The sequence below is a fragment of the Nocardia amikacinitolerans NBRC 108937 genome (assembly GCF_001612615.1).
GTDB classification, from domain to species: Bacteria; Actinomycetota; Actinomycetes; order Mycobacteriales; family Mycobacteriaceae; genus Nocardia; species Nocardia amikacinitolerans.
The window spans coordinates 22,730-47,542 of the sequence record NZ_BDAU01000001.1; the positions used below are offsets into that span (position 1 = coordinate 22,730).

Sequence of the window (24,813 nt, forward strand, 5' to 3'; positions counted from 1 at the left end):
AACATTCAGCTCACCCACCACACGGTCGCGACGACGCTCGGCCCGATCGCCGTCGCCGAAGCCGGAACCGGGCCCGCGCTGGTCATGCTGCACGGCGGCGGCCCCGGCGCGTCCGGCGTCAGCAACTACCACCAGAACCTGCCCGCGCTCACCGAGCGCTTCCGCGTGATCCTGCCCGACCAGCCCGGATTCGGCGGCAGCTACCGCCCGACCGAAGCCGATCTCGACACCCGCTCGATCACCCAGATCACCGTCGATGCCCTGTACCAGGCGCTGGACGCACTCACCATCGACCGCTTCCACCTGCTCGGCAACAGCCTCGGCGGCGCGGCCGCACTCGCCATGGCACAGACCCGACCCGAACGCATCACTGGTCTAATTCTGATGGCGCCGGGCGGCGGTTGGCTCCCCTTCGGCCCCACGCCCACCGAGGGACAGAAGGCGATGTTCCGCTACTACAACAGCGGCGGACCCACCGAGAAGAAAATGGCCAACTTCATCCGCACCATGGTCTTCGACCACAAGCAGTTCGGTGCGGACGTCGTCAAAGCCCGCTACGAGGCATCACTGGACGAAAGCCACATCGAGTTCTACCACCGCTACAACGCCGCCTTCGCCAAACGCCACGGCATGGATCCCCTGTGGCGCGACCTGCACAAGATCAAAGCACCGACCCTGCTGCTGTGGGGGCGCGACGACCGCACCATCACCCTCGATGGAGCGCAGATCATGCTCAAGAACATCCGCGACGTCCAAATGCACATCTTCGGCAACTGCGGGCACTGGGTACAGCTCGAGCGGGCACGCGAATTCGAGCGCTTGGTCGGCGATTTCCTGGCGGACCGGGCATGATCGGTTGGCTCGCGGGCTACTCCGTTCTCGTCACCGGCGGCGGCACCGGCATCGGACGCGCCGTCGCCGAACGCTTCGTCGCCGAGGGCGCCTCGGTGACCATCCTCGGCCGCCGCTTGGATCAACTGAAAGAGGTCGTCGAGAACTGCATCGATCCGGACCGCATGCATGCCGTCGAGGCAGACGTCCGCGACTCCGATCGGCTGCACGCCGCCGTCGCCGAAACCGTCGACCGCTTCGGCAAACTCGACACCCTCGTCGCCAATGCCGGTATCTGGGACTACCAGCGCCAACTCACCCGACTGACCGCTGCGGAGCTGTCGGACGCCTTCGACGAGGTGTTCTCGATCAACGTCAAAGGCTACTTCCTCGCCGCGGAAGCCGCTTGGCGGGAACTGGTGAAGACCCGCGGCAGCATTGTCATGACGCTGTCCAATGCCTCCTTCTACGTCAACGGCGGCGGCCCGGTCTACACCGCCAGCAAGCACGCCTGCCTCGGGCTGATGCGCGAACTCGCCTACGAACTGGCTCCGAAAGTCCGCGTCAACGGCGTCGCCTGCGGCGGCATGAACACCGACCTACGCGGACCCGAATCACTTGCCCTACACGACCGTTCGCTGGCGGCTTCGTTCGCGAAGAAGAAGCCGGGCAACGCACCGCCGCCGATCCCGCTGCACGACTCCAGCACCGACCCGGCGGACTTCACCGGCCCCTACGTCCTGCTCGCCTCCCGGGAGCAGAGTGGCCCCATCACCGGACAAGCCATTTCGGTCGACGGTGGCGTCGGTGTGCGCGGCTTCACGACCGCCGCGGGCGGCGACCACCTGTAGTTTCACGATCCGCCGCACTCCGACCGAAGGCTGGTGACGTGACATGCCCACCCCACCGATTCCCATCCCGCAACTGCCCGCACCGTGGACCACCACAATCAGAACCCGTTCTACGGCAAGGGTTGTACTGGAGGTGCGCCGACCCGCCGACTGCACCGCGATCATCGAACTCGAACGTTGCGCCACCGGCCGACTGCGCCACGCCTACCCGGTCGACTCGCACGACATCGAGGCCCGCATCGTTGAAACCCTCCCGGGACCGTTGCTTTCGGAACTTCTCGGTGCGCTTGCCACCTCCATCCACACGACCGATCCCCGCTGCCGCCGGATCGTTTTCGCCACCGGTGTCGAGGACTCCGACATCCTGGCTGCCGCCGAGGCCGTCGGCTACCGCCATGTCGTCGACGTCGACCTTCCCGAAGCCGAACTGAGCCTGATGGTCGACGAGCCCGCTTGGGTCACCGCCGTCGACATGGACATCGACCACGTGCCCGGCACCTGATCAGCGGTCCAGAACATCGGCCGCGCCCGGTCCATGCGCGCCCCGCGTGACAGGCGGACCGAACTGGCGAACCTGCGGAATGGTGGTGACCATGTGGGCCACCACCCGCTCGCTCAAGCACAGATGCCGGTGCGGGACGTCGCCTGGGAATCGCACGAAATCACCCGCAGCGAGGTCGACGGTGTCGTTGAGCGGCCCGGTACGGAACTTGCCAGAGATCACGTAGATGTGATGGAGAGTTCCTGGCGCGTGCGGTTCGACCACCTCCGGTTCCGTGCCGGTTCGTTCCAGCCGGAGCACCAGCGTCCGCACGTAACCGGAACCATAGGTCTCGTCGAGCATGCGCTCGGACCAGTTTGCGGCCTCGGACCACTCGCTCTCCGCAGCTCGCTGCACGTAGACCGGCGTTCCCCATTCTGTGAGCAATCGGCGCGCGGTCACATCCAGCGCCGCACCCAGCTGCGACAGCGTTTCGATGGTGGGGTTGCCGACGCCTTGCTCGATCTTCGACAGGGTCTGTTTCGACAGCCCCGACCGGCGGGCCAACTCGCCCAGGGACATCACCCGTTCCAGCCGGTAACGGCGGACATTGCGTGCGACCAGCTCGTTCTCGTTGGGTCGGCCGTCACTTTTGATGTACATACCGTCATTGTTGACGAACGACCGGAAGAATGCACCCCCGTGGGGTCTCCAGCATGAATCGGTCGAACCTCCGTCGCGAACGGCTATTTTCTCCGGTCGGCCGCGGCAGCCCGGGCGCGCCGCATCTGGTCAGGCGTCAGGGGGGTCGATGGCAGCGGCGATTGCGGCACGGTGCTCGCCCGCATCCCGGCGAGCAGCAGGGCGAGGTACCGCCGCCAGTTTTCCGGGAGTACCGGCTCGGTGAGAATCGCGATGCCGTGCACCATCGTGACCGCCGCGCACACGTCGGCCACCTCCACGTCCGGACGCACCGCGCCGTCGGCCTTGGCCCGCTCGAGCAGTTGGATGAGCGCGGGCTCGATCGTCTCCTCGTACCGCGCCGAGGCCGTCGCGCGATCCAGTAACTCACTCAGCGCCGCGGAGAGTCCACGATTCCCGGCAACCCGGCCGCAGGCGTACTCCAACCACCGCGCGAGACCGGACCAAGCGTCGACTTCGCGGGTCGCCACCTCGGCCGCTGCCGCCAGTTCCTCGAGCGTACGCGTGAGCAGATCATCGATCAGTTCCTGCTTGTTCGCGAAGTGCCGGTACACCGTGCCGACACCGACACCAGCCGCTGCGGCAACCTCGTCGAGCGTCATATCGAGCCCGCGCTCGGCGAGCACCGACTCGGCCGCCTCGACGAGCTTGCGCCGATTGCGGACAGCGTCGGCCCGCCGCCTGCGCACCACCTTCTTCTCCGGCGCACGGCGGCCGCACCGCGCCGACTCCCCAGATTCGATCACCCTCTTGCTCCTCGACCAGCGAAGCGGCGATGCCACCGATGCCAACGCCACAATTCCGAGTTGTGTCACTTTTAATTTACAGTTTGTCACTCTTGACGTACACAAAGCCCACCTGCATCATTGTCACGTATAAGTGCCAATCGGCTCAATAGAGTTGACATAGCCCAGTAAGAGGGAAGCCAGTATGACCACGTCCATCGCCGAACCGGTCCGAGACGATCGCGCCGCCGTAGACAAGGCCATCAGTCTGCTCATCGCCTTCGGAGACCACGCCGGTACCGGACTGGGCGTCAGCGAACTCGCCAGGCGCGCGCAACTCAGCAAGTCGACCGCATTCCGGGTACTCGGCATGCTCGAGCGCAACGGAGTGGTGGAACGCGTCGGAACCGGATACCGCCTCGGCGCGCGACTGCACCAACTCGGCCAAGCCGTCTATTCCCCCGAGCACGAACAGATCCGCGACCTGCTACTTCCGTTCCTCACCGACCTCTACGAAGCCACCCGTCACACGGTGCATCTGGCCGCACTGCACGGAACCGATGTCGTCTACCTCGCGAAACTGTACGGCCACCGCACCATTGCGGCGCCCTCACGGATCGGCGGACGGCTACCCGCACACGGCACAGCAGTCGGCAAGGTCCTGCTCGCCTACCGCTCACACACCGCCACACAAGCACACGCCACCCCACTGCACGCGCTCACACCGCACACCATCATCGACCCGGCCCGACTCGCTGACGAGCTGGCGGGCATCCGCCGCACCGGCATCGCCCACGACAATCAGGAAAGCCGGATCGGTCTGTCCTGCCTCGCGGCACCGGTGTTCGACCACCGCGGCCGCGCCCTCGCGGCACTGTCCATCGCCGGACCGCACGGCCAATTCGATACCCGCCGCCTGGAAACGGGCCTGCGCCGAATTTGTGCGTCGGCAACCAAGACCATCGTCCGCGCCCAGCTACCGCGATCCGCGTAATTCAGGGGTCGACCGGCGATAGTCTCGAGGTAGATCATCGAGAGGTGGGCAATGATGCTTTGTCGGCCGTGGCTCGGATGGGATGACTCGGTGTAGTCGATGACCGACGCCGACCCCTTCACTACCCAACGCGAAACGTCCGGTTCCGTCGCGGCGGAGCTGGCGGCAGCCGGTTTCTACGACGCCGAGGAGATCGGCAGCGGCGGTTTCGGCGCCGTCTACCGCTGCACGCAGGCCGAGCTCGATCGGGTGGTGGCGGTCAAAATGCTCACCGCCGACCTCGACGAGGACAACCGGGCCCGGTTCTTCCGCGAGCAACGCGCCGCGGGCAGACTGACCGGTCACCCCAATATCGTGCACGTCCTGCACGCGGGCGTCACCGACAACGGCCGGCCTTTCCTCGTCATGCCGTACTACCCACGCGGCTCGCTCGACGCACGGATCCGCAGCCACGGGCCGCTGAAGCCGAGAGAAGCGCTGCGGCTCGGGGTGAAGCTGGCGTCGGCGCTGGGGACAGCACATCGAGCCGGGGTTGTGCATCGCGACGTCAAGCCCGCGAACATCCTGTTCACCGACTACGACGAACCGACGCTGGTCGACTTCGGAATCGCCCACCTCGCAGGCGGTTTCGTCACCGATACCGGCGTCGTGACCGGCACGCCGGCATTCACGGCTCCGGAAGTGGTCGCAGGCGAGCCACCGAGCCCCGCTACGGACGTCTACGGGCTCGGCGCCACCCTGTTCGCCGCGATCACCGGCCACGCCGCCTTCGAACGCCGGACGGGTGAGCAGGTGGTGGCCCAATTCCTACGGATCACCTCCGAGCCGATTCCGGATCTACGGGAACAGGGCATTCCAGAGGACGTCAGCGCCATCATCGAAGGCGCCATGTCCGGCGACCCGAGCAGCCGCCCTTCCGCCGCGGAATTGGGCGAACAACTGCGTGCAGCCCAACGCCACCATGGTTTCACCGTCGACGAAATGGTTCTGTACACACCACCCGAAGCCGAGCAGGACTCCACCGCACGCGCACGGGAAAAGTCCTCCCCCATCGGATCGCCCGCGGTTCGACCGTCGAAGACCTCGGGTTCGGGCCGAGCGGGCAGGATTCCACTCGAGCTGACCAGTTTTATCGACCGGCGCACCGAGCTGACCGAGGCGACGAACGCGCTGTCGACCGCGCGGTTGGCGACGCTGACCGGGATCGGCGGTGTGGGCAAGACCCGTCTCGCGGTTCGGGTGGCCACCCATGCACGGCGTGACTTCGCCGACGGTGTGGCCTACGTGGAATTGGGTGAACTTCATGACGAATCGCTGCTAGCGGGGGTGGTGGCGAGCGCGCTGGGATTGCAGGATCGATCGGCGCGGCCGCTGCGCGAGGTGCTCGCCGAGTTCCTCGCCGAGCGCGAACTGCTGCTCGTGCTCGACAACTGCGAGCAATTGGTCAGCGCGGTAGCCGAACTCGCCGAAGCGCTGCTGCGCACCTGTCCCGGATTGCGGATTTTGGCGACGAGTCGCGAGCCGATCGGCCTCGACGGTGAAGCGGTGCTACCGATCCATCCCCTTGCGGTACCCGATCCCGACCGGCTACCGCGGGGCATTCCTCGCAACGACGCGATGAGATTGTTCACCGAACGAGCCGCCGCGGCGGTCGCGGGATTCGAACTCACCGACGACAACAAGGTCACCATCGCCCGCATCTGCCGCCAGCTCGACGGGTTGCCGTTGCCGATCGAGCTGGCCACGGCTCGGTTGCGGGCCATGTCGCCCGAGCAGGTACTCCAACGGCTGACCGATCGGTTCGCGCTGCTGACGCGCGGCAGCAGGAGTGCGCCTTCACGGCAACAGACGTTGCGCATGTGCATCGACTGGAGCTACGACCTGTGTACTCGGGCGGAACAACGAGTGTGGGCCGAGCTGTCGGTGTTCGCCGACAACTTCGAACTCGAGGCCGCGCAATACGTCTGCGGCGACCACCTTGCGGCCGAAGACCTCCTGGACACAGTGTCCGACCTGGTCGACAAGTCGATCCTCGCGCGCGAGGAGTCGGGCGGCGCTGTGCGCTTCCGAATGCTCGAGACCGTGCGGGAATACGGACTCGACAAGGCGCGGCAGTTGGGCGAGTACCTCGAGATCCGCCGCCGCCACAGCGAATGGTACGAACGGCTTGCCCTCGAAGCGAAGGCCGACTGGGTCGGTCCACGAGAGCTCGAGTGGATCGCCAGATGTCACCGGGAGCTACCGAACCTGCGGCGCGCGCTGGAATTCTGTGTGTCCGACGACCCCGAAGCCGGAATCCGGATCGCCGCCGCTCTGTTCCCCTTCTGGGCGACTCAGGGGTGGACCGGTGAGGGACGGCGCTGGCTGGACCGCCTGCTGGATCGCCGTGCCGGAAAAGTCACCGCGGATCAGGCCGCGGCGCTCTACGCCGCCTGCCATTTGGCCGCATTACAGGGCGACCTTCCCGCAGTGGCCGTTTTGGTGCGCGAAGGACGACAACGCGGCGAGCAGACGATCGATCCCCTCGCCCTGGCGCACTTGGACCTCACCGACGCGGTCCTCGCACTGTTCAGCGGGAATCCGGCACAGGCGCAGGCGTATTTCGAGAAGGCCGCGCGAGTGTACGTCGAACACGGTGACCTGCTGTCCCAGCTCTACGTCGAGACGATGCTCGGGCTGACGTACGAGCTGTGCGGGAACACCGAGAAGGCGATCCGGTGCTACGAGCACACGCTCGCGATCACCGAAAAGCGCGGAGAGTCGCTGTACCGGTCGTACGCGATGTGGGCGCTGGCCTTCGTGTCGTGGCGGCAGGGCGATTCCGCGCGGGCGACCAGCCTGCTCGAGCGGGCACTGCGCGTGAGCCGGGCGGTGAACGACCATTCGAACGCCAGCATGTGCCTGCAAGCGCTCGGATGGATCGCTGCCGACGAACAGGATGCCGAGCGCGCGGTCGTGTTGACCGCGGCCGCAGACCGCATCGGCCGGTCGGTGGGCACGACGCCGATCATGTTCGCGGACCTGCTCGCTCAGCAAGAACTGTCCGAAAGCAGAACGCGGCGGGCACTGAGTGAGCGGACCTACGCCGCGGCCTGGCGGGAGGGCGCCGCGCTCAGCTTCGAAGCAGCCATCGCCTACGCCTTGGGTGAACGCGTCTCAGTTACGGCGACCGGCCCTGCCGGTCGCAAACTCACCAAACGCGAGCGCGAGGTAGCCGAACTGATCGCCGAAGGGCTGACCAACAAAGAGATCGCCACTCGCCTGGTGATCTCGCTGCGCACCGCACAGGGACACGTCGAGCACCTGCTGACCAAATTGGGGTTCACCTCACGGACCCAAATCGCGGCATGGATGGCGGCACCGCCGGACAAAGCCGCGGCGAGCGCCCCCGACTTTTGATTCGACCGATCGGCATGTGCGTGTATTCGCGGCTGTCGGGCTGGTTCAGGAGGGCATGGTCTGGTTCCGCACGACGCATCGGCTCAACATCTCCTCGACCCACGGCCGCTCGACCCCCACCCCCGGACACGTCGACCTGAAAAGTCCCATGCGGCAATGTCTATGGCGACTCGATGCGCCGCGCCCCTATGCGATCGCACGCCCTTCCACGGACAACACCAGACGCCGAGTCGGCGAACGCACTCTTGACCGGCAGCCATGAGATGCTCTTAACTATCATTCAAGACTAGCTGGAAGGCGCCGACTCATGACCGAACCCATCGCACCTGCACTACCCGCCCTCGACTCCGCCGCACGCACAGCGTTGTTCACGGAGGCACGGACCGCTAACACGTTCTCCGACACTCCCGTCACCGACGCCGAGCTGACGCAGATCTGGGACCTTGCCCGGTGGGCGCCGACCGCGGCGAACACCCAGCCGCTACGCGTGCTCTTCGTCGGCAAGGGCGAGGGACGCACGCGACTGGTCGGGCACATGGACGAGGGCAACAAGGCCAAGACGGAGGCCGCTCCTGCGGTCGCGGTCCTCGCGGTCGACACACGGTTCCACGAGCATGTGCCGACCCTGCTGCCGTTCAAGCCCGAATTGGCCGGACTGTTCGAAGCCGATGCGGAACTGCGCGCCGACACCGGCGCGTTCAACTCGGCACTGCAGGCTGGCTACTTCGTCCTCGCCGTGCGCAGCGTCGGTCTCGCCGCGGGTCCAATGGGCGGATTCGACCGCACGGGAGTGGATTCGGCGTTCTTTCCCGACGGACGGTGGCGATCGCTCCTCGTCGTGAACATAGGACATCCGGGCGAAGACGCGTGGCGCGAGCGGCTGCCTCGCCTCGCCCACGAGGACGTCGTCCGGTGGGCGTGAAACCCGCAGTCCTCGGCCTGTACCGCGCCCACCCCCTCATCAGGAATCTCAATGACGATGTCAAGCCGCGGCCGGGGCCCCGGTGATGCTTGGGGGCTTGGTGTCGAAGGGCCGGTTGTCGCGCAGCAGGGCCCACAGCACGTCGACCAGGCGTCGGGCCAACGCTAGGAGGGCTTGGGTATGGATGAGTCGTTCGGTGCGTTTGCGCTGGTAGAACGTTCGCGAGGGACCCTCGGTTTTGATGGAGGACAGGGCGGCCATGAAGAACACGCGCCGCAGCCTGCGGTTGTAGCGTTTGCAGGTTGCCGCTGATCCGGCCGGAGTCGCGTGGCACGGGCACGAGTCCGGCGTAGGAGGCCAGCCGGCCTGGGGTGGTGAACTCGGCCACGGCGTCGCCGCCGGTGGCGACGAGGAACTCGGTGCCCAGGTGTGGGCCCATGCCGGGCAGCGACTCGATGATCGCCGCTTGGGGGTGTTCGCGGAAGCAGGTGGTGATCTGCTTGTCGAGGTCTTTGATCTCGCGATCCAGATCGAGCAGTTTGGCCGCCAGCCGCTTGATCAGTGTGGCGGTGGTGGCTTCGCCCGGCACGGCGATGTCCTGGGTTCCGGCTGCGGCCATTGCCTGCGCGGCCATGGCGTCTACGCCTTTGGGCCATGCGCCGTTCTCGGCGAGATGCGTTGTCACGCCGTCGATTCCGGCGTCGCGGATCTCGGCCGGGGTGCACAGTCCGGCGACCAGGATCAGCGGCGAACGCGTCGAGTAGTCGAACGCGGCCTCCAGCGCCGGGAAGATCGAGGCGAGCATGGCGCGCAGCTGGTTGACCCCGCGCACCCAGTCGCTCATGAGGTCGCTGCGGTAGCTCGACAGCTGGGTCAGTTCGGCGACCAGCTCATCGGGCGCGGTCACCGGCTGCAAGTCCGAACGCATACGGGCGGTCTCGGCGATGACACGGGCATCCTTGGCGTCGGTCTTGCCCTCACCGCGGAAGACACCGGTCATGGTCGCCACCACACGGCCGGGCACATACACCACCGACTCACCGGCGCTCAGCAGGACCGTGATCAGCAGCGCGGCCAAGGGGCTGCTCAGATCGATCGCCCACCGCACCTCGATCCCGGTCTTGCGGGCGCGCTCGATCACCGCCTCGATCGCCCGCTGATCGTTGCCGAGTTTGCCCGACCAGCACACCTTGCCGGTCTCATCCATCACGCACACGTGATGACTGGCCTTTCCGACATCGATACCCACCCAAATTCGTTGGCGCAGCGCCACTCCCGCTCTCCGCTCTACACAATCCGAGCCCGTGGACAACCCCGCCATCAGGTCCCTAAACCAGCGACGAACCGCATCAGATCTCAATAAGTGGCCGGAGCGTCCAGCACGGTGGGGCAGCCATTCCTTCGCAGCCACAACAACAGCAACCAACCATCAGCTACACCCCACCGCCCTGGGCATCCAGGGCACCAACCCCAGACACCTACAAACTTAGGGAGCCGACCATGACCGCCCCGCACCTGTCCGCGGTGATCAGCGAACGCCGTCAGCTGATCAATGTCGCCTACCGGCTGCTCGGCTCGCTGGCCGAGGCCGAGGATGTGGTGCAGGAGACCTACGCGCGCTGGTACGCGCTGTCCGAGCGGCAGCGGCGGGAGGTGGCGTCGCCCGGCGCGTGGTTGACCACGGTCGCCAGCCGGATCTGCCTGGATCTGCTCGGCTCGGCGCGCGCAAGGCGGGAACAGTACGTGGGCGAATGGATTCCGGAGCCGGTACCAGGGCGGTCCGAATGGCTCGACGGTCCCGCCTCCGCCGATCCCGCCGACCGGGTCACTCTCGATGAGTCGATCAGCATGGCGTTTCTCGTCGTGCTGGATTCCATGACGCCCGCCGAGCGGGTGGCGTTCGTCCTGCACGACGTGTTCCGCTATTCCTTCGCCGAGGTCGCCGAGATCGTCGGGCGCACGCCCGCGGCGTGCCGTCAGCTCGCCTCCTCCGCCCGGCGCCGCATCGGGACATCGCAGGGTCCGTCGGTGGCCCAGCGCGCCGAGGTGGTCAGGGATTTCAAACGAGCTTGGGAGACACGCGATATCGAAGCGCTGATCGGCCTGCTCGATCCACGGGCGACCGCGACGGCCGACAGCGGCGGCCGAGCACCTGCCTTCCGCGAACCGATCATCGGCGGCGAGCAGATCGCCCACGCCTGGATGGAGATCGCCGCCAACGGCCCCGCGGTAATCCTGCTGGAGCGCACGGTGAACGGTCAGCCCGGCCTGGTCGCGCAGCTCGACGACACCATCGTCTCGGTCTATGCCTTCGACATCGCCGACGGCCGGATCACTCGCATCTGGGCGATCCGGAATCCGGAGAAACTGCGGCCCTGGATCGCGGGCTGAACCCCGCGGTCACCGACCGGTCGGCGTATTGGGTGCCGAAACGGTACCGCCAAGGGCCTGAGCTTTCAGCTGTTCGAATTCCGCGTCGGTGATGACACCGGAGTCGCGGAGGGCCTTGGCGTCGGCGATGCTCTCGGCGGGCGACTTACCCGCGACTTGCCGGATGTACTGATCGGTGGCTTGCTTCGCTTCGGCCTGCGCCTGTTGCGCGCGCAGCGCCATGCCACGCCCGCGCACGATCAAATACACGAGCGCCGTCAGGTACGGCAGCACCACCAGGGCGATCACCCACACGGCCTTGGCGATGCCGGAGACGGTGTGGTCGCGGAACAGATCCACGAGAATTTGGAACAGCACGATCAGGTACGCCACGAAGGCGAAGACGAGGATCGTGTACCACACGTAATCCCAGAACGAATCCATGCTGTGAACCTCCTCGGGCGGATCTCTTCCGTATCGTTGCCGGCCGTGAAATCCGACCGCGGAGTGAATCGGACCGCCGGTCGGCCTCTCGGGCGAAAACGAACTCCTGTCTTCTTTGCGGGTTGTCCGTGCTTCGGCGACAGCTCACGAGTGCGGTTCGAAAATAGGCGCACAACGACGTCGGCGCCAGCGTTCGACGAAATTGTCGAGTAAATGGAACGTGAGTAGGAGCCCTGGCCGGGGTGACCGAGTGCGGAGTGCGGGTACCGGAAAAGAGCACGAGCGCAGATGATCGTGACGGTAAAATCGCCGTGTGAATACCGCCGCGGGGCGGTCGGATCGGCCGTTGTGCGGACCACTTCTTCGCAAGCGTGCCACTGGAGAGCGGTCTGCTTCTTCCCGCCCACATCGCTGGAGACGGAGGCGGATATGACCACAGGTGACGGGGATTGGTCCAAGCCTGCGGCGATGGCCATCCCGAAGGAAGGCTATTTCGATCTCGAGCAGGGCAGGTACGGGCCGATATTCCCACGCACACCGGCCAATTACGGCTTCTCGATCATCGCGAAGGTCAAACCGGGGCGGGAGACCGCGATCCGGGAGTACGGCAAGCAGCTCGAGGCCGCGGTCCAGGAAGACCCCACCGTTCTGGCGCCGCTGCGGCTGCACTACCTGCGGTGGGTGCTGTTCGACGTCGGCGACGGCTTGTGTTTCCAGTACCAAGGGATCTTCGACACCGACTTCGACAAGTACGTCGAGGACGCCATCGCCCTGTTCCTGTCGACGGGTATCACGACCGTGTTCGTGAACCTCGAGGGGTTTCCCGAGGACTGGAAGACCAATACCGAAGCGGTCGTGAAGTTCTTCCGCGAGCATCAATTCCCGAGCTTCCTGGAGTACGGCGAGTACCCGTACGTGACCGCGGACGAGATCAAGAAGGCATTGCGCGTCAAGGCGGCGTTCTCCGGCATGCTCGACCAAATGCAGTAGCACCGCGAGGTTCGTTGATGCTCGAACTCGACGATATCCAGCACCTGGTGCTCACCCGCGTCCCCGCGCTGGCCGGACGCTACGAGTTCCTGTCCTTCGCCAGTGCCGACGGTGGGCGGACGTGGTTGTCGGCGATGGTCGACCAGGTGGCCTCGGCGGCCGCCGCGCAGCGCTCCGTAGCCACCGAGCGCCGCTGGGTGACACTCGCGTTCACCTGGACCGGGCTGCGCGCACTCGGCGTTCCCGAGCAGTCGCTGGCGACGTTTCCCGAGGAGTTCCGGCAAGGCATGGCGGCGCGGGCGGGCATCCTCGGTGACACCGGGCTCGCGCACCCCGACCACTGGGTCGGCGGGTTGGCGGGCGACGACCTGCACGCGATCGCGATCCTCTTCGCCGTCGACGACGCCGAACGGGATCGCTGGGTGCGGGCGCACGATCGGCTGGTCGCCGACTGCGCCGGCGTGCGGGTGCTGTCGTCGCTGGACGTCGGGGCGGTCCCGCCGTTGGAGTACGCGCACGACCATTTCGGCTACCGCGATCGGTTGTCGCAGCCGGTGATCGAGGGCTCGGGCGAGCAGCCGACGCCGGGCTCCGGCGCACCGATCAAAGCCGGGGAGTTCATCCTGGGATATCCCGACGAAGACGGTCTCCCGGTGGAACTGCCGCGACCGGAGGTGTTGTCGCGCAACGGCAGCTACCTTGCCTACCGGCGCCTCGAGGAACACGTCGGGCGATTCCGCGACTTCTTGGCCGAGCACGCCGAGACCCCCGAGGAACAAGAATTGCTCGCCGCGAAACTGATGGGGCGCTGGCGCAGCGGCGCCCCTTTGGTGCTCGCCCCCGAGAAGGACGATCCCGAGCTCGGGGCCGATATGAGGCGCAACAACGACTTCGACTACAAACGGATGGACCCCTATGGCTATGCGGCGCCACTGGGTTCGCACATCCGCAGAATGAATCCGCGCGACACCGCGGTGAACGTGCGACGCAGGCGCCTTATCCGCCGCGGCGCCACCTACGGACCGCACCTACCGGACGGCGTTTCCGACGACGGCGCCGAGCGCGGAATCGCGGCCTTCGTGCTGTGCGCGAGCTTGGTGCGCCAGTTCGAGTTCGCCCAGAACGTCTGGGTCAACGACAAGACCTTCCGCGAACTCGGCAACGAGCGGGACCCGATCATCGGCAATCAAGACGGCACCCTGGAATACAAGATTCCCAAACGCCCGATCCGCCGAACCATCAAGGGATTACCGGCGTTTACGACTCTCAGAGGTGGCGCGTACTTCTACCTGCCTGGTCTTCGCGCCCTGCGTTACCTCTGTACCCGAACCGACAGCGAGGTAGCACCATGACCGCGGCGCGCACCTACAACCAATCCCAGCTGCCACGCCTCTACACTCCCGGCAGACGCCGCCTGAGCATCTATTGGACCTGGAGCTATCCCTGGGAAGCCCAGCGCGACCCCGCCGCGCTGGACAACCGCTTCTCCACCATGACCGAAGTGCGCCAGGCGACTTGGCCCGCCTACGAGACACCCGAGTACGACGCCGCCCACTTCCTGCAGGGCATCGCGGGAACGTTGGAGCTGTTCCACCGCTCCACGCTCGCCTTCCAGGAGCTCGCCCAAGAGGCCACCGGCCATCCCGTCGCGGTCTTCCAGCGCATCGATCAAGCCGGGTTCGAGCTGCCCATCGACGAACGCGTCCTCGCCGACACCGACACCCTCATGGTCTTCGGTCTCGACCACGTACTCGGTCAGGCGGCGGCCAAGCCCGACGAGATCGCGGCCATCGAGCAGTGGTTGCGCCGCGAAGGCACCTGTCTGATCCTTGCGCCACACCACGACGTCGGCTGCACCGACGACCTCGGGCAACGCCAAGTCGAATACGAACACCACGGCGACCCGCTGGTGCCGCGCCAACAACGGTTCAGCGCCTACACCCGCTCACTGATGGAAGCACTCGACGTTCCGGTGCGCAACATGTACGGACTTCGTCCCGCCGTCGTCGAAAGCACGAAATCCATTGCGCCACTTACCGCATTCCGTGACCTCGACGCCCTGCACCTGCTCGACGACGTCACCACGTTCAACTTCCACCCCCACCTCCCGCACTATCACCTCACCGCGCCCGCGAGCGATTCCGTGCGGCTGCTCGCCCGTCAACCCATCGACCTCGACCGACCCCACCCCTTCACCGCCGAAGGCAACACCGAATTCAACACCCTGATCTGGTTGCCGCCCACCGACCACCGCGCGGGCGACATCGTCATGATCGACTCCACCAACTTCACCACCCTGTTCGGCGGAACCGAAAGCCTCGCCAATCTCTGGCGCAACGTCGCGCTCATGAAGTGAACGCACCGAACCCGCATGGAAGTGGTGACAACACACCGGGGTTGCGGTTGAGTCGAGATATGCGGTCGACGAAATTGTTCGGCACGCTGGCGAGGACCCTCGCCGCGCGCACGGAATCGGCGAGCGGCTGGCCCGGCACCTTCCGGAGAATTGTCGACGGGTGCGTCGAGATCGAGATCGTCGACCGATCGATGACCCTCGCGGCCCAAATCTTCACTTCGGTCCTGCCCGTGCTGATCGCCGGGTCTTTCCTCCCCTACTGGGATCTGGCCTCCCTTGCGATCAACGACCAGCTCGGCTTCGACACGACCATGCTCGTATCCGGGGTGGGCACCTTCACGGTCACCGATCCCACTTTCGCGGCCTTCGGTGTCGTCGGATTGCTGATGGTCGTCATCAGCGCACTTTCGTTCGCCAAAGCGCTGGCGCGCGTATACGGGAAGATCTGGCACGTGCCGTCGATCGGCGTGCGCAACGCATGGCGATGGCTCGTCGTTCTCCTGCTCGTGGCCCTCTCGGTCGTACTGATCGGCGCGATTCGGGAACTGACCGGGCTGCGCTACGTGGGCGTGCCTCTCGCCATCGTGGGCGAGCTGGCGATCTGGATTATCGTCTGGACGCTCAGCCCTTACCTGCTCACGATGGGCAAGCTGTCCGGCCGTGTGCTGTGGATGACCGGAGCCCTCACAGCCTCGGGTTTGACCGTTGTCCGAGCAGCGGGACGGCTCGTGCTGCCGAGGATCACGGAAACCGCGTACACGAGGTTCGGACTCCTCGGGCCGGTGTTCACCTCGATCAGCTGGCTGTTCGTGCTGTCAGCGGTCGTCGTCGGCGCCGCGACGATCACCAAAGCTCTCGCTCTCGACGAGTCACCGCTCGGTCGGTATCTCCGCGGACCGGTCACCGGCGATCGGCCACAGACGTAGCCGCCGACTCCCCCGCGATCCAGCGCATCTCCGCCATCGCCGAGGCCGGGCCGCGCGGGTCAGGCGTCGGATCGCGCCGTGGCCTCGGCATGCTGCCGGCTGAGAGCGGGACGAATCAACAGTTCCAGCGCGAGCAACGCCACCAGCGCGCCGAGGACGACCCACACCACCACGAGTCCGGTGGGATAGGGCCAGAACACCAGCACGAGCGCGGCGATGCCGATGATCGTCCAGCGCAGCGCCGTGCGAGCTCGAAAAGCCCACCGTTCCACCACGTTCGGCGGCCGCGATCGCCGCAAGTGCCGCACCGCGTCCATGCCGCGCCCGGATCGACGGCGCAGCGCGATGGCCGAGGCCGAACCTCCGGTGAGGTAAGCGCCGAGCGCGATCGCCAGGCCGAGCACGGCGACTCCGCGCAGCGCGGTCCGCAGCGGTGCCAGCACGGTGTCGATGATCGCGGTGGCAGCCTCCGGTGAGCGCACGTCGGCGGGCATCCCTTCCAGATACAGTGCCCGGGCGACGATCAGCGCGATGGCGAGGATCAGCATGCCCACCGCGAGCGCGAGACCGACGAAGGCAAGGGCGCGTCTGCGGCCGCCCGCGGGCGCCGCGGCGATCGCTGCCACGGCGGCCGCGATCGTCACCCACGGCAGCACCGCCGAAGCTTTGTCGAGGTTGTCGACCGCACGCTGTGCCCGGACCAGCTCCGGGGAACGGAACAACACGAACTGTTTGTCAACCGCGGGGATCTCTTCGGCGAAGGTGAAGTCGCGATCGAGCAGCCGGGCCTTCACGTTCTCGATCGCCGTTCCCAGTGAAATGCTCACGGTGCCGTTCTCGTCGACGGTCACCGACTCGGGGCCGACCTGACCGGTCACCACCGCCACCACCGTCGTGTGGGCGGCGCGGTTGGCTCGCAGCCACAGATCCTCGAACTGGTCGCTGCGCACGTACGACAGCACCGTCTCGTGGACGAAGTCGCGGGTCTGCTCGGCGATCACCGGCGCGAGCCCTTCGACCGCGCGGTCGACGCGCGGCCGGTTCTCGACCGCGGGTACCGCCTCGGTCAGGGCGGCGAGCGCGTCCGCGGTCATGCCTTCGATGTCGACGCGGGCGAAGATCTCGTCGGTGAGCGAGTTCGCGACCTCGTTCTGCACGGCAGGATCGGAGGCCAGGGGCGCCATCGTGGACACGTACCGGTCGGTGTCGAGGATCTGGCTGCGCACGTATCTGGCCAGCACCGTCGTGATCGCCAGCGCGGCGACCAGCACCGCCAAGACCGCCACGGCGGTCCAGCGCCACGCGTGGCGCCGCGGCCGTGCGCTGCCGCGAGCCTCCGCTCGCAACGCGGTCACCTCCGCGCGAAGACGGTCGAGTTCGGCGCGTTCGTCGGCGCTCAGCCGCTCGCCGGGCGCGTTGGCATCCATCGGTATCCCCAACTCCTGGAATGGGTTCGGGCACATGGGGCGACGTCGGTGCGGTCGCGATGCCTTTATCGAATTCACTGTTTCTCGGACGACAGGCAGGTTATAGAGTAACACCACGTACGTCGGTGAATTCGAGATCGATCTCGACCACGCACGTCGGCTCCAGCTGTTCGCCAAGTCGAGAGCGATCTGTAAGCGAGCCAGGCAATTACGGCTCTTTCTCGGACGAAAGAGGAATACCGTGACCGAAACCGATATCGACGCGTTAGGCCCGGTCGATTATCTCGTGATCGAATTTCCCGCCGATCGGCCTCCGGACGGTTCGGCGCTGCCCTTGCTGGCCGACCTCGTCGAGCGCGGCATCATTCGAGTGCTGGATCTGGCGTTCGTTCGGAAGGATGCCGACGGCTCCCTCGCCGGAATCGACATCGCCGACATGGGCCTCGAAGGGGACGTCGACATCACCCTGTTCGCCGAGGCGAGATCGGGACTGCTCGACGAGACCGATCACGCCGAAGCGGGCGCGGCCCTGGAACCGGGGTGCTCGGCCGCGATCTTGGTCTACGAGAACAGGTGGGCCGCGCCTTTCGCGTCCGCGCTGCGCCGCAACGGCGCCCAGCTCGTGGCTTCCGGGCGCATTCCGATGCAGAGCCTGCTGTCGTCGCTCGATCTGCTCGAGACGGAAAGTCGATAGGGAGAGTCTCATGCCAGGATTGCTGCGCGGCGTAGCCCGCACCGCCGTGATTTCCGGAACCGCGACCGCCGTATCGAACCGGGTCTCCCGTCGTCAGGGAGAACGCTGGGCGGCGCAGGAGCAGGCACAGCCCGACCCGTACGCGCAATACGCGCCACCACCAGCTGCCGCGCCCGCACCGCCGCCGAGCGGCGGCGCCGACATGGACCGAATCACGGCACTGAAAGAACTCGCCCAACTCAAAGCGCAGGGCGTGCTCACCGACGCGGAGTTCGAAGCGGAAAAGGCGCGCATCCTCAGTGGGTGAGCAGGATCTTGACGATGACGACGGTCGCGGCGACCACCGTCAGGAAGGCCGCGGTCAAGAGGGATGCCCGGTTCGGGCGCTCGCCGTTGAGATGGCCGATGACGAACACGATGCCCCCGATGCGGACCAGCACGGCCAGTTCCGCGGCGATTTGGGCGGTTCTCGGCTCGAGCCACCCGAGCCAGCCGGTCGCGAGAACGACGCACGGCAGCACCGCCGAACTGAGAATCGGGACGGAATTGCGCAATTCGCGCAGCCTCTCGGCCCGCGTCGATCGACTTCGATGGCGCACGCTGTAGCCGACTGCTTCGGCGAAAACGTGCGCGACGAACGTGGACAACGCCGTTCCGAGAACCACCAGGATTCCGACGTGCTTGGCGCTGGTGGTGATCGGTACCAGCGCCGCTAGCACCAGGACGTTGCCGTAGATGTAGGCGCTGATGCGGCTCGCCGCGTTCTCGCGATCCAGCGGCCTGGTGCGCGAGAACAGCGGGCCATGCAGCAGCGCGTGCGGACTCGATGACATCTTGCCCTCAGCCCGCACCGGACGCTCCGGCGAGATGCGCCGCGTCCTGTCGGGGCAGCGCCGTGGCGGCCAGGAATCCGGCTATGCCGATGAGCGCGAGGGTGGTCATCGCGGCGGCGTAGGCGTGACTCGACAGACCCGCGACCAGGATGGTGCCCGCGATGGCGGTACCGAGCGAGGAACCCAGATTCGAGACGCAGCGCGACAATCCGGATATCTCGCCCTGCTGGTCCTCGCCGAAGCTGGACTGGACGATATCGACCGACGGCGTCAACATGACGCCGAGGCCGACGCCGATCAGCAGCAGCCCGGGCGCCAACGCCCAGGGGCTTTCGAAGCGGCCCGCCAGCGCCAGTAGTGCGCCGATGCCGACGATGGTCACCAGGAATCCCGCGATGATCAGGGTGCGTTGCGCGCGTCTGCGCGCCAGCCGTGCCGCGCCGAGCGAGGTCACCAGCAGCCCCACCGTGGCCGCGGTGAAGATCACGCCGGTCTCGATGGCGTTGTAGCGGCGGACGACTTGCAGGTACGCGGCGACCACGAACGAGGTCCCCATCAACAGCAGCCATTGGATGTTCTGCGTGACGAGGCCGAGGTTGGATGTGCGGTTGCGGAACAGACTTGTCGATATCAACGGCACGCGGCCTGCCCTTTCCTTCGCGCGGATCGAGACGAAGAACAACACCAGCACCACCGCGCCGGCCACGATCAGCACGAGCATGAGCCGGATGTCGTTGTCGGCGGCCAGGATTCCCATGACGAGCAGCACCAGCCCGACCGCCGAAAGCACGGCGCCCACGACGTCGAACGGCACGGTCGGGTCCGGGGGTACCGGGTCGACGATGCGGCGGCCGAGCAGCACGATCGTCGCGACCACCAGCGCTTGGAACGCGAAGGCCGCGCGCCAGCCGATCCCCGAGGTGATGAGTCCCCCGAGCAGCGGACCGGCCGCGGCGCCGATCCCGCCCATCGCCATGATCGCGCCGAATGCCCTTGCGCGGGAGGTGGTTTCGGTGAAGAACAGCGTGGTCAGGATGTAGACGGGCGGAATCAGCAGCGCGGTGCCGATGCCTTCCAGGATCGAATTGCCGAGGATCAGCACACCGAGCCCCGGTGCGAGCGCGCTCAGCACCGCGCCGATGCCGTAGATCGCCAGACCCACCATGAAACAGCGTTTGCGACCGTACCGGTCGGTGATCTTCCCGCCGGGGATCATCAGGGCTGCCATCACCAGCAGGAAGATCGTGATGACGGTCTGCACACCTTGCACCGTGGTGTTCAGGTCGGTGCTGATGTCGTTGATCATCACGTTCATGTTGGAACCGGCGAAGCTACAGATGAACTGCGCCAGCGTCAGCGGAACCAGCACCCCGCGGGGTGGGCTGAGCGCACCGGTCTCGGCCATCGGCCTGCTCGCCTATCCGGTCGTCGTCGCCAACCCGGCTTCGGCGCGGTCGAGTTGTTCGTCGAGCGCCATGGCCGCCGCGACGAGGGCCAGATGGGTGAACGCCTGCGGGAAGTTGCCGAGCTGCTCGCCGGAGGGACCGATCTCCTCGGCGAAGAGCCCGACGTGGTTGGCGTAGGTGAGCATCTTGTCGAAGGCGTAGCGGGCCTGGGTCAACCGGCCCGAGCGGGCGAGCGCCTCGACGTAGAGGAAGCTGCACAGGTTGAAGGTGCCCTCGACGCCGCGCAGGCCGTCCGGGGACGCCGCCGGGTCGTAGCGGTAGACCAGGCTGTCGCTGACCAGCTCGTCGTCCATGGCGTCGAGGGTGCTCAGCCATGCCGGATCTCGGGGCGACAGGAAACCCATCCTGGGCATCAGCAGCAGCGAGGCGTCGAGCACGTCCGTGGCGTAGTGCTGCACGAACGCCTGCCGCTTCTCGCTCCAGCCCCGATCGACGATCTGGGCGAAGACCGCGTCCCGCGCGCGCGTCCAGTTCGCCACATCCGCGGGCCGGGAATACTCCGTGGCCAGCCGGATACCTCGATCGAAGGCGACCCAGGTCATCAGCCGGCTGTAGGTGAATTCCTGTTGGCCGCCGCGGGTTTCCCAGATGCCTTCGTCGGACCTGTCCCAGTGCTCGGTCAGCCAGTCCAGCAGATTCGCGAACACGCGCCATCCCCAGATGCCGCCGATGTCCGAGGACTGCGCCATGGCGTCGGCGGCCTCGCCGTAGATGTCGAGCTGAATCTGGTCGGCCGCCGCGTTGCCGACCCGCACCGGGGCGGATCCGCGGTAGCCCTCCCAATGGTCGAGTATCTCTTCCTCCAATCGCGGATCGCCGTCGATCCGGTACATGATCTGGAGCGGCTCACCGGAGGCGGTGTCGCCCGCGTCGAGACGGTCGCGCAGCCAGCGCCGGAAGGCGTAGGCCTCCTCGGTGAAGCCCAGATCGATCAGCGCCCGCACCGACAGCGAGGCGTCCCGGATCCAGGTGTATCGGTAGTCCCAGTTGCGTTCGCCGCCAACCTGTTCCGGCAAGCCCATGGTCGCCGCGGCGATCGGCGCGCCGGTCGGCAGATAGGTCAGCAGCTTCAAGGTGATCGCCGAGCGGTTGACCTCGTCCCGCCACCGGCCCCGATACGTGGACGAACGCAGCCAGGACTGCCAGAAGCGGCGACACCTATCGAGATCGGCGATGGTGTCGTCGCGCTCCGGGGCTTCGGGGGCGGGCCCTTCGCTCGCCGTGCTCGTCAAGACCACCACTGCGGTCTCGCCCTGGGAGAGCGTGAAACGTGCCGTGATGTCGCCGTCGTCGGCGTGCAAGGTCACCGGATCGGTCGCTTGCAGATGCAGGTCGGTATCCGGCCCGTGGAAGACCGCCGCCTGTTCGCCGCGTTGTTCCAGCGTGTGCTCGGCCCTGCCGTAGTCGAATCGGGGGCGGCAGGTCAGCGTGAACGTCAGGGTTCCGCGCACCACGCGGACCACTCGCACCAGCCGGTGTCGGTCGGTGGGCACGGGCTCCCGGATCGGTTCCATGAAATCGCCGACTTCGCCCACCCCGTCCGGCTGCATGAATCGGGTGACGAGAATGGCCGTGTCCGGCAGATACAACTGGCGAACGTTCTCGGCGGTGGATTCCACCGCCAACCGACAGAAACCGCCGCGCTCGCTGTCCAGCAGCGAGGCGAAAACGCTCGGTGAATCGAATCTGGGCGTGCACCACCAATCGATGGTCCCCGCCGAGGAGACCAACGCCGCGGTTTGCAAATCGCCGATGATGCCGTGCTCGGCAATAGCCGGATACGCGTTCACAAGCGCTCCTTCGATCATGGTGAAAACGCGACACAATTCGCGGCTGCCGGTCCGCCCGCCGCCTGTCCATCCGGAAGCACTCCCCTTCAGTGTGCGCCGACACCGCACCGAACGGGAGAGAAGAGGCGAAACACACGGATGATATTGTGGTCTGGATCACACACAATGGCGTGTGTGATCCCTGGTCTCGAATAACGGCTCGAATTCGGGAAAGCGTTCGGAAACACTCGAAATACCGTCCAGCTCATACCCTTTGGAATCACCCAGCGGAGGTGTGACCCATGGCCAGGCCAACCGAAACCAACGACTATCCCGTCAGCCAGGCCGTCGCGGCCGGAACGTCGATCGGCGCGGCATTCCTGTTGATGATCACCGGCATCGTGTCGATCCTGCAAGGAATCTCCGCGATCGCCAAAGACGAGATCTACGTGACCGGGCCCGAGTACATCTACCAGTTCAACACGACCGGCTGGGGCTGGGTCCATCTGATCCTCGGCATCCTCTTGGTGCTCGCCTCGATCGGATTGATGGCGGGCCAAGGCTGGGCCAGGGTGGTCGCGGTGATTCTCGCGGGGTTGTCCCTGCTCGGAAACTTCCTGTGGCTTCCCTACTACCCGTGGTGGTCGGTGTTGGTGATCGCACTCGACGTCGTGGTGATCTGGGCTGTCACGACCTGGCAGCCGAATCGCGTCTGATTCGACCGGATTCACGCCGTCGCACCCGAGCGGGTGCGGCGGCGTTTCTCGTTCGACCTTCGGCGTTGCCGTGACGGCGATGTGCGGTCGAGCAGACTGAAGGGATGACGCGCTCCGAGTTGAATGCCCGACCGCAGTGGCGAAGGACCGGGATCGCGAAGTTTCCTGTCGCCGCCGTCGTCGACGGCTCGTGGTGGGTTCTGCGGCTCAACGGGTTTCCCGACCATCCACTCTGGACGCTCTTCGTCGATGGCGAGCGGCGTTTCGATGTCGAGGACGCGCCGTCGACGTGGCGACCACGCCTCGGTGAGTCCACTCCCCTGTTGGACTCCGTGACGGCCGAGCAGGTCGTCGCGCCGATTCGGAGCTTCGTCGCGTACGGCAGCGAAGTCGGCGATCCGTGCGATGACCCGTTCTGCTGCGGTTGACGCGAATCGGCCAGTAACCATGTTACTGTACCGTCCGGTCGCGGCTGTGACGGGTGTCATGCATCCGGCGCAGTGCGACGCACGACACTCCGGCGACGGCGTCGGGGGTGAACTTCACGGAGAGATATCGATGCAGCGAGTGCACGGAAGGCGGTCGCTATCGCGGGCCGCCCGGATGGCGGCGGCGGTGGCCGTTGCCTGCGCGACGGCGGTGGCCGGGGTCGGGGTGGACGTCACGGAAGCGGCGGCCGACGAGGTCAGCGCCTTCTACACCCCGCCCGCGCAGATCCCGTCGGAACCGGGCGCGATCATCAAGACCCAGCCGATGCCGCTGTTCGCGACCGCGCCGACCCTCGAGGGATGGCCGGGCCAGGCGCAGCACGTCATGTACACCACGCGCTTCCAGGACGGTTCGCCGGTCGCGGTGACCGGAACGTTCATCGATGCCACCGGCCCGTGGCAGGGGGCGGGACCGCGACCGACCGTCGTCATCGGTCCCGGTACCTCGGGCCAAGCCGACCGCTGCGCGATGTCGGTGGCGTTCTCGACCGGAATGGCGCTGTTCACCGACCCCTCGCCGGGACTGTCGGCGAATCAGGAACTTCCGTCGTCGGCGGTGTGGAGCTCGTTGGGCGCCCGTGTCCTGGTGACCGACTACATCGGCCTCGGCACGCCCGGTATTCACACCTTCGCCAATCGCATCGAGGGCGCGCACGCCCTGCTCGACGGCGCACGGGCGGCCAACCATCTGGCGGGCGTCGGACCGGAAACCCCCGTGGTGTTCTGGGGCTACTCGCAGGGCGGCGGCGCGGCGGCCGCGGCGGCGGAGATGCAGCCGAGCTACGCGCCGGAACTGAACCTCAAGGGCACCTGGGCCGGTGGTCCCGTCGCGGATCTCGCGAAGATCCTGGAACGCATCGACGGCGCGCTGATCGGCGGCGCCATCGGCTTCGCCATCAACGGCATGCTCGCCCGCTACCCCGACCTTCACAAGGCGGTCGACCGGGTGACCAGCCCCGCAGGACGCGCCATGCTGAACACGCTCAGCACCTCGTGCATCGGCGATGTCATCACCCATCACCCGTTCCTGCGAACCAACTCGATGACGATCGACGGCCGATCGCTCACCGAACACCTGCACGGGATCCCGGAAGCCGGTCCGGCGCTGAACGATCTGCGCGTCGGCACCATGAAGCCCACCTCGCCGGTCCTGATCACCAGCGGCATCAACGACGACACCGTCCCCTACAACCAGGCCCGCCAACTCGCCGAGGACTGGTGCGCCAAGGGCGCCACCATCACCTTCCGCACCAACGATCTGCCGCCGATCTTCCCCGGCGCCACGATCCCGAATCACTTCGGACCGGAACTCATCGACGGCTTCGGCCCCGACAACGCGATCACCTACCTCCTCGATCGCCTCGCCGACAAGCCCGTCTCCGGCTGCACGATCGACTGATTTCCCCGGCGCCAGGGACATCGGCGTCCC

General features: G+C 66.5%; 23 protein-coding genes and 1 pseudogene. 16 read left to right on the forward strand and 8 right to left on the reverse strand.

What is annotated here, in order from left to right:
* Window positions 1-3 precede the first annotated feature (3 nt).
* Genes NAM01S_RS00100 through NAM01S_RS00110 form a run of 3 tightly spaced genes read left to right on the forward strand, consistent with a single transcriptional unit; the run spans window position 4 to window position 2,184 of the window.
* Entirely contained in the window at window positions 4-852 is an 849-nt protein-coding gene (locus NAM01S_RS00100) for an alpha/beta fold hydrolase (protein ID WP_084482296.1), read from the forward strand.
* Window positions 849-1,682, forward strand: a complete 834-nt coding sequence (locus NAM01S_RS00105; RefSeq protein WP_067777926.1) for an SDR family NAD(P)-dependent oxidoreductase — start codon at window positions 849-851, stop codon at window positions 1,680-1,682. Before NAM01S_RS00100 ends, NAM01S_RS00105 begins: the two co-directional genes overlap by 4 nt.
* 43 nt (window positions 1,683-1,725) lie before the next feature.
* Complete coding sequence (locus NAM01S_RS00110) at window positions 1,726-2,184, forward strand: hypothetical protein (protein ID WP_157107523.1); 459 nt, start codon at window positions 1,726-1,728, stop codon at window positions 2,182-2,184.
* Here the strand turns inward: NAM01S_RS00110 and NAM01S_RS00115 are convergent, their stop codons facing one another.
* Together NAM01S_RS00115 and NAM01S_RS00120 are read right to left on the reverse strand one after the other, a co-directional pair.
* Window positions 2,185-2,826: a helix-turn-helix domain-containing protein gene (locus tag NAM01S_RS00115; protein WP_067777927.1), complete on the reverse strand. Its 642-nt coding sequence runs from the start codon at window positions 2,824-2,826 to the stop codon at window positions 2,185-2,187. It lies immediately after the preceding gene.
* Window positions 2,827-2,909: 83 nt separating this feature from the next.
* Window positions 2,910-3,611, reverse strand: a complete 702-nt coding sequence (locus tag NAM01S_RS00120) for a TetR/AcrR family transcriptional regulator (RefSeq protein ID WP_084482200.1) — start codon at window positions 3,609-3,611, stop codon at window positions 2,910-2,912.
* 184 nt (window positions 3,612-3,795) lie between these two features.
* Between NAM01S_RS00120 and NAM01S_RS00125 the strand changes: the two genes are divergently transcribed.
* The 3 genes from NAM01S_RS00125 (at window position 3,796) to NAM01S_RS00135 (ending at window position 8,905) form a co-directional block, all read left to right on the forward strand.
* Window positions 3,796-4,584, forward strand: a complete 789-nt coding sequence (locus NAM01S_RS00125; RefSeq protein WP_067777929.1) for an IclR family transcriptional regulator — start codon at window positions 3,796-3,798, stop codon at window positions 4,582-4,584.
* 99 nt (window positions 4,585-4,683) lie between these two features.
* A complete protein-coding gene (locus NAM01S_RS00130) occupies window positions 4,684-7,983 on the forward strand; it encodes a protein kinase domain-containing protein (RefSeq protein WP_067777931.1) in 3,300 nt (1,099 codons plus the stop codon).
* Between the two features lie 307 nt (window positions 7,984-8,290).
* Entirely contained in the window at window positions 8,291-8,905 is a 615-nt protein-coding gene (locus NAM01S_RS00135; RefSeq protein WP_067777933.1) for a malonic semialdehyde reductase, read from the forward strand.
* 60 nt (window positions 8,906-8,965) lie between these two features.
* On the opposite strand, the pseudogene NAM01S_RS00140 reads toward NAM01S_RS00135, so the two are convergent.
* Window positions 8,966-10,226 (reverse strand): annotated as a pseudogene (locus NAM01S_RS00140) (IS110 family RNA-guided transposase).
* 179 nt (window positions 10,227-10,405) lie between these two features.
* Between NAM01S_RS00140 and sigJ the strand changes: the two are divergent.
* Window positions 10,406-11,296: an RNA polymerase sigma factor SigJ gene (gene sigJ, locus NAM01S_RS00145; protein ID WP_067777935.1), complete on the forward strand. Its 891-nt coding sequence runs from the start codon at window positions 10,406-10,408 to the stop codon at window positions 11,294-11,296.
* A gap of 9 nt (window positions 11,297-11,305) precedes the next feature.
* Here sigJ and NAM01S_RS00150 read toward each other — a convergent pair whose 3' ends face one another.
* The gene (locus NAM01S_RS00150; protein WP_067777939.1) at window positions 11,306-11,719 is read right to left on the reverse strand and encodes an SHOCT domain-containing protein; all 414 of its coding nucleotides are present in this window, start codon (window positions 11,717-11,719) and stop codon (window positions 11,306-11,308) included.
* A 429-nt stretch (window positions 11,720-12,148) separates the two neighbouring features.
* Between NAM01S_RS00150 and NAM01S_RS00155 the strand changes: the two genes are divergently transcribed.
* The 4 genes from NAM01S_RS00155 to NAM01S_RS00170 are packed head-to-tail and all read left to right on the forward strand — an operon-like array spanning window position 12,149 to window position 15,991.
* Entirely contained in the window at window positions 12,149-12,709 is a 561-nt protein-coding gene (locus NAM01S_RS00155) for a hypothetical protein (protein ID WP_067777941.1), read from the forward strand.
* A 17-nt stretch (window positions 12,710-12,726) separates the two neighbouring features.
* Window positions 12,727-14,061: a Dyp-type peroxidase gene (locus tag NAM01S_RS00160; RefSeq protein WP_067777944.1), complete on the forward strand. Its 1,335-nt coding sequence runs from the start codon at window positions 12,727-12,729 to the stop codon at window positions 14,059-14,061.
* A complete protein-coding gene (locus NAM01S_RS00165) occupies window positions 14,058-15,065 on the forward strand; it encodes a hypothetical protein (protein ID WP_067777947.1) in 1,008 nt (335 codons plus the stop codon). Before NAM01S_RS00160 ends, NAM01S_RS00165 begins: the two co-directional genes overlap by 4 nt.
* Window positions 15,066-15,124: 59 nt before the next feature.
* Window positions 15,125-15,991, forward strand: coding sequence for a hypothetical protein (locus NAM01S_RS00170; RefSeq protein ID WP_067777950.1), 867 nt, complete (start codon window positions 15,125-15,127; stop codon window positions 15,989-15,991).
* A 59-nt stretch (window positions 15,992-16,050) separates the two neighbouring features.
* On the opposite strand, the gene NAM01S_RS00175 is transcribed toward NAM01S_RS00170, so the two are convergent.
* A complete protein-coding gene (locus tag NAM01S_RS00175; RefSeq protein WP_067777952.1) occupies window positions 16,051-17,418 on the reverse strand; it encodes a hypothetical protein in 1,368 nt (455 codons plus the stop codon).
* 241 nt (window positions 17,419-17,659) lie between these two features.
* On the opposite strand from NAM01S_RS00175, the gene NAM01S_RS00180 reads away from it, so the two are divergent.
* Together NAM01S_RS00180 and NAM01S_RS00185 are read left to right on the forward strand one after the other, a co-directional pair.
* Window positions 17,660-18,112: a DUF6325 family protein gene (locus tag NAM01S_RS00180; RefSeq protein WP_067777954.1), complete on the forward strand. Its 453-nt coding sequence runs from the start codon at window positions 17,660-17,662 to the stop codon at window positions 18,110-18,112.
* Window positions 18,113-18,122: 10 nt separating this feature from the next.
* Window positions 18,123-18,419: an SHOCT domain-containing protein gene (locus NAM01S_RS00185; RefSeq protein WP_067777956.1), complete on the forward strand. Its 297-nt coding sequence runs from the start codon at window positions 18,123-18,125 to the stop codon at window positions 18,417-18,419.
* Here NAM01S_RS00185 and NAM01S_RS00190 read toward each other — a convergent pair.
* Genes NAM01S_RS00190 through NAM01S_RS00200 form a run of 3 tightly spaced genes read right to left on the reverse strand, consistent with a single transcriptional unit; the run spans window position 18,409 to window position 22,201 of the window.
* A complete protein-coding gene (locus tag NAM01S_RS00190) occupies window positions 18,409-18,945 on the reverse strand; it encodes a hypothetical protein (RefSeq protein WP_067777958.1) in 537 nt (178 codons plus the stop codon). The genes NAM01S_RS00185 and NAM01S_RS00190 overlap by 11 nt on opposite strands.
* A 7-nt stretch (window positions 18,946-18,952) precedes the next feature.
* Entirely contained in the window at window positions 18,953-20,350 is a 1,398-nt protein-coding gene (locus NAM01S_RS00195; RefSeq protein ID WP_067777960.1) for an MFS transporter, read from the reverse strand.
* 12 nt (window positions 20,351-20,362) lie between these two features.
* The gene (locus tag NAM01S_RS00200; RefSeq protein ID WP_067777962.1) at window positions 20,363-22,201 is read right to left on the reverse strand and encodes a glycoside hydrolase family 15 protein; all 1,839 of its coding nucleotides are present in this window, start codon (window positions 22,199-22,201) and stop codon (window positions 20,363-20,365) included.
* A 281-nt stretch (window positions 22,202-22,482) separates the two neighbouring features.
* Between NAM01S_RS00200 and NAM01S_RS00205 the strand changes: the two genes are divergently transcribed.
* From NAM01S_RS00205 to NAM01S_RS00215, 3 genes are all read left to right on the forward strand, one after another.
* Window positions 22,483-22,896 carry a DUF7144 family membrane protein gene (locus NAM01S_RS00205; RefSeq protein ID WP_067777964.1) on the forward strand — a complete coding sequence of 138 codons (414 nt, stop codon included), beginning with the start codon at window positions 22,483-22,485 and terminating at the stop codon, window positions 22,894-22,896.
* A gap of 104 nt (window positions 22,897-23,000) precedes the next feature.
* A complete protein-coding gene (locus NAM01S_RS00210; protein WP_067777966.1) occupies window positions 23,001-23,324 on the forward strand; it encodes a hypothetical protein in 324 nt (107 codons plus the stop codon).
* A gap of 130 nt (window positions 23,325-23,454) precedes the next feature.
* The gene (locus NAM01S_RS00215; RefSeq protein WP_157107545.1) at window positions 23,455-24,783 is read left to right on the forward strand and encodes a lipase family protein; all 1,329 of its coding nucleotides are present in this window, start codon (window positions 23,455-23,457) and stop codon (window positions 24,781-24,783) included.
* Window positions 24,784-24,813: the final 30 nt, after the last annotated feature.

What these genes read in the sequence shown, in the direction of transcription:
- NAM01S_RS00105 (WP_067777926.1), top strand. Translation starts at nt 849, where the DNA reads ATGATCGGTTGGCTCGCGGGCTACTCCGTTCTCGTCACCGGCGGCGGC.
- NAM01S_RS00110 (WP_157107523.1), top strand. Translation starts at nt 1,726, where the DNA reads ATGCCCACCCCACCGATTCCCATCCCGCAACTGCCCGCACCGTGGACC.
- NAM01S_RS00115 (WP_067777927.1), bottom strand. Translation starts at nt 2,826, where the DNA reads ATGTACATCAAAAGTGACGGCCGACCCAACGAGAACGAGCTGGTCGCA.
- NAM01S_RS00125 (WP_067777929.1), top strand. Translation starts at nt 3,796, where the DNA reads ATGACCACGTCCATCGCCGAACCGGTCCGAGACGATCGCGCCGCCGTA.
- NAM01S_RS00130 (WP_067777931.1), top strand. Translation starts at nt 4,684, where the DNA reads ATGACCGACGCCGACCCCTTCACTACCCAACGCGAAACGTCCGGTTCC.
- NAM01S_RS00135 (WP_067777933.1), top strand. Translation starts at nt 8,291, where the DNA reads ATGACCGAACCCATCGCACCTGCACTACCCGCCCTCGACTCCGCCGCA.
- sigJ (WP_067777935.1), top strand. Translation starts at nt 10,406, where the DNA reads ATGACCGCCCCGCACCTGTCCGCGGTGATCAGCGAACGCCGTCAGCTG.
- NAM01S_RS00150 (WP_067777939.1), bottom strand. Translation starts at nt 11,719, where the DNA reads ATGGATTCGTTCTGGGATTACGTGTGGTACACGATCCTCGTCTTCGCC.
- NAM01S_RS00155 (WP_067777941.1), top strand. Translation starts at nt 12,149, where the DNA reads ATGACCACAGGTGACGGGGATTGGTCCAAGCCTGCGGCGATGGCCATC.
- NAM01S_RS00160 (WP_067777944.1), top strand. Translation starts at nt 12,727, where the DNA reads ATGCTCGAACTCGACGATATCCAGCACCTGGTGCTCACCCGCGTCCCC.
- NAM01S_RS00165 (WP_067777947.1), top strand. Translation starts at nt 14,058, where the DNA reads ATGACCGCGGCGCGCACCTACAACCAATCCCAGCTGCCACGCCTCTAC.
- NAM01S_RS00170 (WP_067777950.1), top strand. Translation starts at nt 15,125, where the DNA reads ATGCGGTCGACGAAATTGTTCGGCACGCTGGCGAGGACCCTCGCCGCG.
- NAM01S_RS00175 (WP_067777952.1), bottom strand. Translation starts at nt 17,418, where the DNA reads ATGGATGCCAACGCGCCCGGCGAGCGGCTGAGCGCCGACGAACGCGCC.
- NAM01S_RS00185 (WP_067777956.1), top strand. Translation starts at nt 18,123, where the DNA reads ATGCCAGGATTGCTGCGCGGCGTAGCCCGCACCGCCGTGATTTCCGGA.
- NAM01S_RS00190 (WP_067777958.1), bottom strand. Translation starts at nt 18,945, where the DNA reads ATGTCATCGAGTCCGCACGCGCTGCTGCATGGCCCGCTGTTCTCGCGC.
- NAM01S_RS00195 (WP_067777960.1), bottom strand. Translation starts at nt 20,350, where the DNA reads ATGGCCGAGACCGGTGCGCTCAGCCCACCCCGCGGGGTGCTGGTTCCG.
- NAM01S_RS00205 (WP_067777964.1), top strand. Translation starts at nt 22,483, where the DNA reads ATGGCCAGGCCAACCGAAACCAACGACTATCCCGTCAGCCAGGCCGTC.
- NAM01S_RS00210 (WP_067777966.1), top strand. Translation starts at nt 23,001, where the DNA reads ATGACGCGCTCCGAGTTGAATGCCCGACCGCAGTGGCGAAGGACCGGG.
- NAM01S_RS00215 (WP_157107545.1), top strand. Translation starts at nt 23,455, where the DNA reads ATGCAGCGAGTGCACGGAAGGCGGTCGCTATCGCGGGCCGCCCGGATG.